At 67.1% G+C, this 11069-nt stretch carries 9 protein-coding genes and 1 rRNA gene; 8 read left to right on the plus strand and 2 right to left on the minus strand.

All coding sequences use genetic code 11. The annotated features are described in order from the left end of the window. Positions 1-42 precede the first annotated feature (42 nt). The 4 genes from J2T23_RS11750 to J2T23_RS11765 all read left to right on the plus strand — a co-directional run bounded on the left by J2T23_RS11750 (position 43) and on the right by J2T23_RS11765 (position 4054). A complete protein-coding gene (locus J2T23_RS11750; protein WP_056338239.1) occupies positions 43-1248 on the plus strand; it encodes an argininosuccinate synthase in 1206 nt (401 codons plus the stop codon). A gap of 5 nt (positions 1249-1253) precedes the next feature. Further along, the gene (gene argH / locus J2T23_RS11755; RefSeq protein ID WP_307360112.1) at positions 1254-2681 is read left to right on the plus strand and encodes an argininosuccinate lyase; all 1428 of its coding nucleotides are present in this window, start codon (positions 1254-1256) and stop codon (positions 2679-2681) included. A 65-nt stretch (positions 2682-2746) separates the two neighbouring features. Continuing rightward, positions 2747-3295, plus strand: coding sequence for a pyridoxine/pyridoxamine 5'-phosphate oxidase (locus tag J2T23_RS11760; protein WP_307360115.1), 549 nt, complete (start codon positions 2747-2749; stop codon positions 3293-3295). A 21-nt stretch (positions 3296-3316) separates the two neighbouring features. After that, entirely contained in the window at positions 3317-4054 is a 738-nt protein-coding gene (locus J2T23_RS11765) for a maleylpyruvate isomerase family mycothiol-dependent enzyme (protein ID WP_307360118.1), read from the plus strand. A gap of 12 nt (positions 4055-4066) precedes the next feature. Here J2T23_RS11765 and J2T23_RS11770 read toward each other — a convergent pair whose 3' ends face one another. Both J2T23_RS11770 and J2T23_RS11775 read right to left on the minus strand, forming a co-directional pair. Then, positions 4067-4561 (minus strand): methylated-DNA--[protein]-cysteine S-methyltransferase, encoded by a 495-nt coding sequence (locus tag J2T23_RS11770; RefSeq protein ID WP_307360120.1) that lies wholly within the window; start codon positions 4559-4561, stop codon positions 4067-4069. Then, complete coding sequence (locus J2T23_RS11775) at positions 4558-6036, minus strand: AlkA N-terminal domain-containing protein (protein ID WP_307360122.1); 1479 nt, start codon at positions 6034-6036, stop codon at positions 4558-4560. Before J2T23_RS11775 ends, J2T23_RS11770 begins: the two co-directional genes overlap by 4 nt. Positions 6037-6165: 129 nt before the next feature. On the opposite strand from J2T23_RS11775, the gene J2T23_RS11780 reads away from it, so the two are divergent. The 4 genes from J2T23_RS11780 to J2T23_RS11795 all read left to right on the plus strand — a co-directional run. Further along, positions 6166-6846: a DNA-3-methyladenine glycosylase gene (locus J2T23_RS11780; protein ID WP_307360124.1), complete on the plus strand. Its 681-nt coding sequence runs from the start codon at positions 6166-6168 to the stop codon at positions 6844-6846. 51 nt (positions 6847-6897) lie between these two features. Then, positions 6898-9126: a HelD family protein gene (locus J2T23_RS11785; RefSeq protein WP_307360127.1), complete on the plus strand. Its 2229-nt coding sequence runs from the start codon at positions 6898-6900 to the stop codon at positions 9124-9126. Between the two features lie 34 nt (positions 9127-9160). Then, positions 9161-10474, plus strand: coding sequence for a tyrosine--tRNA ligase (tyrS, locus tag J2T23_RS11790; RefSeq protein ID WP_307360128.1), 1314 nt, complete (start codon positions 9161-9163; stop codon positions 10472-10474). 501 nt (positions 10475-10975) lie between these two features. Continuing rightward, positions 10976-11069: ribosomal RNA gene (locus J2T23_RS11795) — 16S ribosomal RNA — on the plus strand; the annotation flags it as partial.

Raw genomic sequence — 11069 nt, forward strand, 5'->3', positions numbered from 1 at the left:
TGAAGACAACGAATCAACCAACCCCAACAAGGAGCATTTAAAGTGACTGAACGCATTGTGCTGGCCTACTCCGGCGGCCTGGACACGTCCGTCGCCATCGGCTGGATCGGTGAAGCCACCGGTGCCGAGGTCATCGCCGTGGCGGTCGACGTCGGGCAGGGCGGCGAATCGCTGGAAACCATCCGCCAGCGCGCCCTCGGTTGCGGCGCCGTCGAGGCCTACGTCGCGGACGCCTCGGACGAGTTCGCCAACGAATACTGCGTGCCCACGCTGAAGGCCAACGCCCTCTACCAGGGCCACTACCCGCTGGTGTCCGCCATCTCCCGCCCCGTCATCGTCAAGCACCTGGTCAAGGCAGCCCGCGAATTCGGCGCCACCACCGTGGCGCACGGCTGCACCGGCAAGGGCAACGACCAGGTCCGCTTTGAAGTGGGCATCCAGACCCTCGGCCCGGACCTGAAGTGCATCGCACCGGTCCGCGACCTTGCCCTCACCCGCGACAAGGCCATCGCCTTCGCCGAGGAAAAGGGACTGCCCATCGAGACCACCAAGAAGAACCCGTACTCCATCGACCAGAACGTCTGGGGCCGCGCCGTGGAAACCGGCTACCTCGAGGACATCTGGAACGCCCCCACCAAGGACATCTACGACTACACCGCCACCCCGGAGTTCCCGCCGGCACCGGATGAAGTCACCATCTCCTTCGAAGCCGGCGTCCCGGTAGCGATCGACGGCGTCAAGGTCACCCCGCTGCAGGCCATCAAGGAACTGAACCGCCGCGCCGGTGCCCAGGGCGTGGGCCGGATCGACGTCGTCGAGGACCGCCTGGTGGGCATCAAGTCCCGCGAAATCTACGAAGCCCCCGGTGCCATGGCCCTGATCACCGCGCACAAGCACCTCGAGGACATCACCGTGGAGCGCGAGCAGGCCCGCTTCAAGGCCACCGTTGGCCAGCGCTGGGCCGAGCTGGTCTATGACGGCCAGTGGTTCTCCCCGCTGAAGCGCTCCCTGGACGCCTTCATCGAGGACACCCAGAAGTACGTCTCCGGCGACATCCGCATGACCCTCCACGGCGGCCAGGCCATCGTCAACGGCCGCCGCTCCGACACGTCGCTGTACGACTTCTCGCTGGCCACCTACGACACCGGCGACACCTTCGACCAGTCCCAGGCCAAGGGCTTCATCGAGCTGTGGGGCATGTCCGCCAAGGTTGCCTCCGGCCGCGACATCCGCGTCGCAGGGAAGTAGCCCGCGTGGCTGAGCAGAAAACGGAGGCTACGAACGCAGGTGCCCTGTGGGGCGGCCGGTTCGCCGGCGGCCCCGCGGACGCCCTCGCGGCGCTGAGCAAGTCCACGCACTTCGACTGGCGGCTGGCCCGCTACGACATCGCCGGCTCCAAGGCGCACGCCCGCGTGCTGCACAAAGCCGGCCTGCTGGACGACGCGGAGCTCGAAGGCATGCTCGCGGCCCTGACGCAGCTGGACGAGGACGTGGCGTCCGGCGCCTACCTGCCGGCGGAGTCCGATGAGGACGTGCACGGTTCGCTGGAACGCGGCCTGATCGAGCGCGCCGGTGCCCAGCTGGGCGGCAAGCTCCGCGCCGGCCGGTCCCGCAACGACCAGGTGGCCACCCTGGGCCGCATGTTCCTGCGCGACCACGCCCGGATCATCGCCCGCGGTGTCCTGGCCACCGTGGACGCGCTGGTGGAGCAGGCCAAGGCGCACCATGGCGTCGCCATGCCGGGCCGCACCCACCTGCAGCACGCCCAGCCGGTCCTGCTCAGCCACCACCTCCTGGCCCACGCCTGGGCTTTGCTGCGCGACGTGCAGCGGCTCCAGGACTGGGACAAGCGGGCAGGGGTTTCGCCGTACGGCTCGGGCGCGCTGGCCGGGTCCTCGCTGGGCCTGGACCCGGAGGCCGTGGCGGCTGACCTCGGTTTCTTCTCCGCCACGCACAACTCGATCGACGGCACCGCCTCCCGCGACGTCTTCGCCGAGTTCGCCTGGGTCTGCTCGATGATCGGCGTGGACCTCTCCCGGATCTCAGAGGAAGTCATCTTCTGGGCCACCAAGGAGTTCTCCTTCGTTACGCTGCATGATTCATACTCCACGGGGTCCTCGATCATGCCGCAGAAGAAGAACCCGGACGTGGCAGAGCTTGCCCGCGGCAAGGCAGGACGCCTGATCGGCAACCTGACCGGGCTGCTGGCCACGCTGAAGGGCCTGCCGCTCGCGTACAACCGTGATCTGCAGGAGGACAAGGAACCGGTCTTCGACGCCGCGGACACCCTGGAAGTCCTGCTTCCGGCGGTCTCCGGCATGATCGCGACCCTGAAATTCAACACCGAACGGATGGAATCGCTGGCCCCGCAGGGCTTCGCGCTGGCCACGGACATCGCCGAATGGCTGGTCCGCCAGGGCGTGCCGTTCCGCGAGGCGCACGAGCTCTCCGGTGCCGCGGTCAAGCAGGCCGAGTCCCGCGGCGTGGAGCTGTGGGATCTGTCGGATGAGGAATATGCCGCCATTTCGGAGCACCTCACACCCGAGGTGCGCACGGTCCTGTCCACCGAAGGCTCGCTCAACAGCCGCAACTCCCAGGGCGGAACAGCACCGGCCGCCGTCGAACGCCAGCTGGCCGCGCTGGAAGGCGAGCTTGCCGGCGTCCGGGAGTACGCAGGGTAGTCAGCCGTGTTTGGGGGCCCGGCGGTTTCCGCCGGGCCCCTTGGCGTCTGTGGTTAGCTGGCTCCATGAGCGAAACCTTCCGCAAGTTCCTTCGCACGCTGCCCGACTTTCCCTCCGACCTGCCCGGCTTCGACCCGGCCAGTGCACCGCAGGACCCGGCGCTGCTCTTCAAGCAGTGGCTGGACGAGGCGCTGGATGCGGGGGAGCAGCAGCCGCATGCCTTCAGCCTGGCCACGGTGGGCGCGGGGGCCGGCGGCGCCCCCCAGCCTTCGTCGCGGATGCTCATCCTGAAGAACATTGACGACGACGGCTGGCACTTCGCCACGTCCCGCACCTCCCGCAAGGGCCGCGAACTGTCGGAGTCACCGCGCGCGGCGATGAACTTCTACTGGGCGGCCCTGGGCCGTCAGGTGCGGGTGGTCGGAGCGGTGACAGAACTGTCCGCCGAAGCCTCCGCCGTCGACTGGCACGAGCGGCCCCGGGCCGATGGCAGCGACAATCCGGACTGGCAGCTCTACGCCCTCCAGCCGGCCGAAATCGAGTTCTGGCAGGCCAGCAACGACCGCCGGCACGTCCGCCACCGTGTCGGGCCGGACGGAAGCCCCCTGGACTGACCGCTCGGCTAGGCTGGCCGCATGACCTCACCTTCCCCTGCCGCCCTCCCCGCTGAACTGCACAAAGCCGCGGACGCACTCACCGCTGCGGTGGACCGGATTCCGGCCGGCGGCGAAAAGGCCTCCTCCACCCTTCCCGGCTGGAGCCGCGGCCACCTCCTGGCCCACGTCGCCGGAATCTGCAATGCGCTGGCCCGGCAGGTGGAATACGGACGCCGCGGCGAAACGGTGGAGCTCTACGACGGTGGAGTGGACGGCCGCAACCGGGCCATCGAGCTTGCCGCCGGCCACAGCCTGGAGGATCACCGGGAGGACGTCGCGGCCGCGGTGCAGCGGGCATTGGCCGCCTTTGATGCGCTGGGGGAAGACGAATGGCAGACGCGCATCGCCTTCCGTGACGGCGTGATCTTCGACGCCGGTTTGGCCCTGTGGCGCGAATTGGTCATCCACACCGCGGACCTGGACACCGGCTCGGGACCCGAAACGTGGAACAGGGCCTTCTGCTCCCACCTTTTCGACTTCCTCGCCGCCCGGGTGCCGGCGGAAACCCGGCTGGTCCTGCAGCCCATGGCACTGCCGCCGCTGACCCTCGGAACGGGCGGCAGCACCGTCGTCGTCAGCGGGATGGTGACGGACATCGCCGCCTGGCTTGCGGGCCGGGAGCCGTCACTGGACAGCTTGCGGGCCACGGCCGCCGGGGACGGCACCGATCTTCCCGGCCTGCTGCCCTGGCCGTCGGCAATACCGGACCCCAAATAGCCAGGGGAGCGGTCAGGCGGCCTCGCGGGCCAGCAGGCTCTCCTTGATGCGCAGGCCCCAGCGGAAACCGCCCAATGAGCCATCGGTCCTGATGACCCGGTGGCATGGCACGAACAGGGCCGCGGCATTAAACGCGCAGGCGCTGGCGGCGGCCCGCACGGCGCGTGGATTCCCCGCCAGAGCGGCGTACTCCGCGTACGTAACGGGTGAGCCTGGCTTGACCTGGCGCAGCACATCCCAGGCGTGGGCGCGGAACGGTCCGGACTGCTGGCGGACCGGCACTGCCATGGCCGGGGCAGGGTCGCCGGCGTAGAAGGCCTCCACGGCCGATGAGATCCCGCCAAGGTCCGTTACCTCTTCCACGGCGTCGGGCCGCAGTGAGGGATGGACCTGGCCGGTGAGTTCCGCCATCCCGGCCGTCCAGCCGGACGCAAGGACCACGCCGTCCCGGGCGAGGACAGTAAACGGTCCGTCAGGCGTGGACAGCTGGACAAGTTGGGCTTTCATGGCGTCCCTTTCGCGGGAATGGTGGTTGGCGCGGCGGGCCGGGCGGCGGCGCGCCAGAGGTGCATGGTGGCGTAGGAGCGCCAGGGGCTGGCCTCCCGGAAGTCAAGGCTCAGGGCGCTGGTTCCATTATCGAGGGCGCGGATGCCGTTCCGCACGGCGGCGTCATTGGCGAGGAAGATGTCAGGGGCGCCCAGGACACGCATGGCGGCGTACCCCACGGTCCAGGGCCCGACGCCGGGAAGCGGCAAAAGCGCTGCGGTGAGGCTGGGGACGTCGTCGCCGTAGCCGAACTCCAGGCGGCCGCCAGCCATTGCGGACGCGGCGTGCAGCAGCGATTCGGTCCTGCGCCGGGGGCCGCGGAGCAGGTGTCCGGCGGCCGCGATTTCCGCTGGAGTGGGAAACAGGCGGTCCAGTCCGTCGCCGGGTGCACTGGTGGGACTGCCCGCGGCGGACAGTTGGGTCAGGGCGGTCCTGGCGGCTGCCACCGTGATCTGTTGCCCCACCATGGCCCGGACCAGCAGTTCCTGCGGATCCACGGCGCCCGGCAGGCGCATCCCACGCACGCCTGCGACGGACCCGGCGAGCCGGGCATCAGCGGCCAGGGTGCCGTCGATAGCTTCAGGGTCCGCGTCCAGGTCGAAGAGCCGGCGGACGCGGCTGAGCAGCGCAGGAAGGTCGCGAAGGTCCACCGCGCCGATGGTGAGTGTCAGCGGACGTTCCCTGGCCCCGCCGTCGTACTCCACCCGGAACCGCGCGTCCCCGTGGGGGAGGCGAAGTGTCCTGGCATAAGAGGTTGAGGTTCCCTCCTCGATCCCCGGGATGGCGCGGACCGCAAGGAAGGAGAAGATGCCGGGATCGAAGGGCGGCCGGTAGGGCAGGTCCAGGATCAGGGCCGCAGCGCCGGCGCCGGTCACCGGATGACGGACGGTCTTCCTGAGCGCCGTGGGAGTCATATCGAACACCTCGGCGATGGTTTCGTTGAACTGCCTGACGCTGCTGAAGCCAGCTGCAAAGGCGACGTCAGCGAGCTTCATGGACGTTGAAACCAGCAGGGTGCGGGCAGTCTGGGCCCTTGCGGCGCGGGCCAATGCCAGGGGGCCGGCACCGAGTTCCTGGCCCAGGATCCGGTTCAGCTGGCGCGGCGAATATCCCAGCCGGGCGGCCAGGCCCGCCACGCCGTCGCGGGTGACCACGCCATCGCTGATCAGGCGCATTGCGCGCCCCGCGATGTCCTGCCGCACGTTCCAGGCCGGGGTGCCCGGGACCGCTTCCGGCAGGCAGCGTTTGCAGGCGCGGTAGCCTGCCTCGTGTGCCGCGGCGGACGTCTCGTAGAACGTCACGTTGGAGGCCTTGGGCGTCCGGGCGGGGCAGGAGGGGCGGCAGTAGATTCCCGTGGTGCGGACGGCTGTGAAGAACTGGCCGTCGAACCGGGTATCGCGGGCGTCGATTGCCCGGTAGCGCTGCCAGAAGTCCATGGCTCCATCCTGCCAGCCGGCGGCAGGCGCTGCTAGCGGAAATCGGACATGGCCGTCGGCCCCGAAACGGCTCCCCGGACCACGTGCAGGGGACGGATGAAGACCGCAGCATCCGGGTAAGGTCAAGCAATGAACCACAGCACTGGGGCGCGGGAACACCTGCGGGATTTCCTGTCCGCAGACGCCCGCGAACTCGCACCGCAGCTGCTCGGAGCCCTGCTCACCCACGAGTCCCGCGACGGCTCTGTGTCCATCCGGCTTACGGAGGTGGAGGCCTACATGGGGCCGGAGGACTCCCTGCACCCGGACCCCGGATCGCACACCTACCGTGGCCCGACGCCGCGCAACGCCCCCATGTTTGGGCCGCCCGGGCACCTCTACGTCTATTTCACGTACGGGATGCACCACTGCACCAACATCGTCTGCGGTCCCGCCGGCGTCGCATCCGCGCTGCTGCTGCGGGCGGGGGAGGTCGTGGACGGGCTGGCGCTGGCCCGGCGCCGCAGGCCGACGTCGAAAACTCCTGCGGACCTGGCCAGCGGGCCCGCCCGCCTTGCCAAGGCCTTAGGACTGACGACGGCGGACAGCGGCCGCGACGCGCTGGCTCCGCCGTTCCGGCTGGAACTTCCGTCGGTTCCCGCCGGCGCGGTCAGTTCCGGTCCCCGGGTAGGGGTGTCCGGAGCCGGAGGCACGGAAGAATACGCCTGGCGGTTCTGGCTCACCGGCGACCCCACCGTGTCAAAGTACAAGGTGGCAAAACCGAGGAACCGAAACACCGCCGGTGCGCCGCCCGGGTTTCACGAGCGTTAACGGAAATGGTTGTAGAATGGACGGTCTGTCTTTCGCGATAGGGGAACGTTAATGCACGACGCCGAATTGGCCCACGAACGGGAGTATGTAGCCGGCCTGTACGCCCGGCTGGAGGAACTCCGGGAGGAGAAGCGCGGCCAGCTGGCACAGGTCCGCCGCGCTGGAGCCGTGGGCACCATGCAGAACGTTTCGGAACGTGACGCGTTCGCCGCACTGTATGAGGACCGCCTCGCGCAGCTGGACGCGGTGGATGACCGGCTGGTCTTTGGCCGCCTGGACCTGGACTCCGGCGAAGCCCAGTACATCGGCCGCATCGGCCTCACCACCGAAGACCTCCAACGGCTCATGGTGGACTGGCGTGCCCCGGAGGCCGGGCACTTTTACCAGGCCACGGCCTTTGACCGGCAGGGCGTCCGCCGCCGGCGGCACCTGATCCTGCAGGGCCGTGAGGTCAAGGCCATCGAGGACGATGTCCTGGACGCCGGCATGCTCACGGACGACGAATCGCTCCAGGGCGAAGGTGCCCTGCTGGCTGCCCTGAACTCCAAGCGGACCGGCCGCATGTCGGATATCGTCAGCACCATCCAGTCGGAGCAGGACAGGATCATCCGCTCGTCCATCTCCGGCGCCGTCGTTGTCCAGGGTGGACCCGGCACAGGCAAGACCGCTGTGGCCCTGCACCGCGCCGCCTACCTGCTCTACACCCATCGTGACCGCCTCAAGAGTGCCGGCGTGCTGCTGGTGGGGCCATCGTCGTCGTTCATGAAATACATCGAACGGGTGCTGCCCTCGCTGGGTGAGACCGGAGTGGTCATGGCCAGCCTTGGCCGCCTGATGCCGGGCATCCATGCCGTGCCCGAAACAGACGCCGGCGTCGCAGCCATCAAGGGGCGGCTGGACATGGCCACCATCGTGGCCAACGCCGTCTCCAACCGCATGCGCGTCCCCGCCCGGAACAGGATCCTCGAGGTGGACGGCCGCAAGCTGACCCTCACGCCCCGGCAAGTGCGCCGCGCGCGGGAACGCGCCCGCGCCACCGGAAAGCCTTACAACGAGGCCCGCGTGACGTTCGTTAAGATCCTGCTGCGCGAACTGACCGAGCAGATGACCGAGCTCGTCGAGGCCGGAAACATCGGCAACAACGCAGACCGTTCCTACCTCGCCGAGGACGTCCGGACCGCGCGCGACGTGCGGATCGCCCTGAACCTGTGCTGGATGCCCATGACGCCGGAGAAGTTGATCTCCGATCTCTTCAGCAAGCCGGAAATCCTGGAGTTCTGCACCCCGCACCTGACACCTGCCGAGCGGGCGCTGCTGCAGCGTCCGGCCGATGCGCCGTGGACAGAGTCCGACGTCCCGCTGCTGGATGAAGCCGCCGAACTGCTCGGGGAGCTGGACCCGGCGGCTGGCCGCGGGCTGGCCCAGCAGGAGCACGACCGGGCCCGGGACCTCGCCAACGCAAAGCAGACCCTGGTCAACATGGAGGCCGCCGGAGTTGATCCGTTGATGTCCGCGGAAGAACTGGCGGAGCAGAACCGGGAGCAGGAAGCCCGGCAGACGGCGGCCGAACGCGCAACGAGCGACCGCACGTGGGCCTTCGGACACATTGTGGTGGATGAAGCCCAGGAGCTTTCCCCCATGCAGTGGCGGCTTCTGGTACGCCGGTGCCCGCTGAAGTCCTTCACGATCGTGGGTGACATCGCGCAGACAAGTTCAGTGGCGGGCGCCAATTCCTGGCAGGGCGCGCTGGCCCCGATGTTCGGTGACCGCTGGCAGCTGGAGGAGCTGACCGTCAACTACCGCACCCCGTCCCAGATCGCCGAGGCTGCCGTGAGGATGGCCAACGCCGCCGGCCTGGTGGTTTCCGCGCCGAAGGCTGTCCGCGAGGGCCGCTGGGACCCCATTATCGACGAAGTGTCCGCCGGCGCCGTGGTGGAGCGGCTGGTGGAGGTCCTCCCCGAGGAGCTTGCAGCGCTCGACGGCGGCCTGCTCGCCGTGATTGCCGACGGCGACCTCCTGCCCCAGGCATCGGCAGCCCTGCGCGAAGTGTATGGGCGCAGGATTGGCAGCGGCGCCGGCAGCTACGAACAGGACATCGTGGTGATCAGCCCGCGCGAGGCCAAGGGCCTGGAGTTCGACGGCGTCGTGGTCCTGGAACCATCGGTCATGCTCAACCACGAGCACGGCAAGGTGGGGGACCTGTACGTGGCCATGACCCGTGCCACGCAGCGCCTGCGGCTGATTGCCTCGCAACCCGTGCCTGCCGGGATTGCCGGCTGACCGGGCGTTGGGCGTTACTGCTAACTTAGGAAGCGTGCCTGAACTGAACAACCTCGAACCGCAGCGCAACGACCCCACTTTCGCCAACATTTGGCAGGAACTGAAGTGGCGTGGGCTGGTCCATGTCTCCACCGACGAAGCGGAGCTCGAAAAGCTCCTCGCCAACGGGCCGGTCACGTACTATTGCGGCTTCGACCCCACCGCGCCAAGCCTCCACCTGGGTAACCTGGTCCAGCTCCTGGTCATGCGGCGGCTTCAGCTGGCAGGGCACAGGCCACTCGGCCTCGTGGGAGGCTCCACCGGCATGATCGGGGACCCGCGTCCGACGGCGGAACGCACCTTGAACACCAAGGACACGGTAGCGGAGTGGGTTGGCTACCTGCAGGCCCAGGTTCAGCGCTTCCTCAGCTTCGACGGGGACAACGCCGCCAGGATGGTGAACAACCTGGACTGGACGGCGCCGCTGAGCGCCATCGACTTCCTGCGTGAGGTGGGAAAGCATTTCCGCGTGGGCACCATGCTTCGCAAGGACGCCGTGGCATCCCGGCTGAACTCGGATGAAGGCATCAGTTACACCGAGTTCAGCTACCAGATCCTGCAGGGCATGGACTACCTGCAGCTCTACCGCGACTACGGCTGTGTACTGCAGACCGGCGGCTCGGACCAGTGGGGCAATCTCACCAGCGGTACGGAGCTGATCCGCAAGGTCGAGGGCAAGAGCGTCCATGCCCTGGGAACCCCGCTGATCACCAACTCTGACGGAACCAAGTTTGGCAAGAGTGAAGGCAACGCCATCTGGCTCGACGCCGGCATGTGCAGCCCCTATGCGTTCTACCAGTTCTGGCTCAACACCGCCGACGCGGACGTGGTGGACCGGCTCAAGGTGTTCACCTTCCTGACGCGCGCCGAGATCGAAAAGATCGCAGTGTCGGTGGCGGAGCGTCCGTTCGCCCGCGAAGGCCAGCGGAAGCTCGCCTTTGAGGTGACCTCCCTGGTTCACGGCGTTGACGCCACCGAAAAGGTCATTGCCGCTTCGGCTGCCCTTTTTGGGAACGGCGACTTGGCTGCGCTGGATAAGGCAACGCTGCAGGCTGCCACGTCCGAGCTTCCTTCCACCACAGTCCAGGTGGACGAAATGGGAATCGTGGACCTGCTGGTGGCCTCCGGCCTTTCCGAGAGCAAGTCCGCCGCGCGCCGGACCGTGGGCGAAGGCGGAGCTTATGTGAACAACGAAAAAGTCTCCGATCCTGAAGCCGTGATTGCGGAGTCGGAACTCCTGCATGGCCAGTACCTGCTCCTGCGCAGGGGCAAGAAGAACCTGGCAACCGTCGAGGTTCTTGTTCCCTGACGCGGGAGCGCAACCTACCACCTGCACGCCCCTCTGCAGCCGATTTGCGCGGCCGCGGAGGGGCGTGTATTGTTTTCTGAGTCGCCGCCGCTGAGTGGTGACAAACCCCCAACTGATATTGAGAAGCAATTCTCGGCCATGCCGTGCATGGAACGAAAATTGTTTCCCGTTTTGCTGGGCGGATTCATTCCGTTGAGTGAATTCCGGGAAAATAGCCGGATTTGCAAAAGCGAACAAGAATGAAATAAGATAAAAACATCGCAGCGAAGAAATACGGAAAACAAATTCGTTCTGAATTGTTCCGGGAATATTCGAATGTGTCTGTTGTTTGAGAACTCAATAGTGTGCCAAGTTTGTTGATACCGATTATGTAATGTGATTGGTTGAATTTGCCGAATCGTGCCGCCCCTGTGGTGTGGTTTGGTGTTTTTAGCTGGTTTCAAATTTTGTGCAGCCATTGGCGCCGTTATTTCCGGTGGTTTTGGTTGTGTCTGTTTTTCTTCAACGGAGAGTTTGATCCTGGCTCAGGATGAACGCTGGCGGCGTGCTTAACACATGCAAGTCGAACGATGATGCCCACTTGTGGGTGGATTAG

Source organism: Pseudarthrobacter niigatensis (assembly GCF_030812615.1).
Lineage (GTDB): Bacteria > Actinomycetota > Actinomycetes > Actinomycetales > Micrococcaceae > Arthrobacter > Arthrobacter niigatensis.